Here is a 644-nt window from a genome sequence, read left to right on the forward strand (position 1 = left end):
AAGGCAACCAGTTCCATGCCATCAATTATATGTGGACACATAATATGGTGCCGGCAATGATTGGCAACAGTGGTTTCAATAAGCGGCTCCATAAGGTGGCCTCGCTGTTGATGTGGCTGTTTTTGCATATTGGCAGGCTGTTTAAGTATATGTGTGCAGAGCTGGAATACATTATTGATTCATTTCCTTTGAAAGCCTGTCATAACATACGTTATCAGCCGCAGTAAACTATTGAAGGGTGAGCAATGGCGGGGTTTTAATGCCAGTAAACGGGAATACTTTTATGGTGTAAAAGTACAGTTGATTACAACCAAAGACGGCATACCGGTTGAACTTTGTTTTTCGCCTGGCAGCGAACATGATGTGGATGCCCTGCAAAAAATGTTTATGGATTTGCCGCCCGAAAGTACTTTATTTGGAGACAGTGCCTACACGGCATACCAACTGGAAGAGCTATACAAAGAAACAGAATTGATAGAGCTGAAGATATGCAGGAAGGCAAACAGCAAAAGAGCAGACAAACCTTATCAGAGGTTTATAAAGAATGTCATGAGAAAACGCATAGAAACCACCATTAGCGAAATTGTAGAACTGACACCCCAGTCAATTCATGCAGTTACAAAGGATGGATTCTTGCTTAAAAT

Annotated in this window: 1 protein-coding gene and 1 pseudogene; both read left to right on the forward strand. The window is 41.6% G+C overall.

The features are described from left to right. Positions 1-227, forward strand: a pseudogene (locus A0F92_RS00155) (IS982 family transposase); the annotation flags it as partial. 4 nt (positions 228-231) lie between these two features. Then, a partial coding sequence (locus A0F92_RS00160; RefSeq protein ID WP_167516646.1) for a transposase occupies positions 232-644 on the forward strand: 413 nt, incomplete at its 3' end.

It is taken from the genome of Hydrotalea flava (assembly GCF_001623405.1).
Taxonomy (GTDB): Bacteria; Bacteroidota; Bacteroidia; order Chitinophagales; family Chitinophagaceae; genus Hydrotalea; species Hydrotalea flava.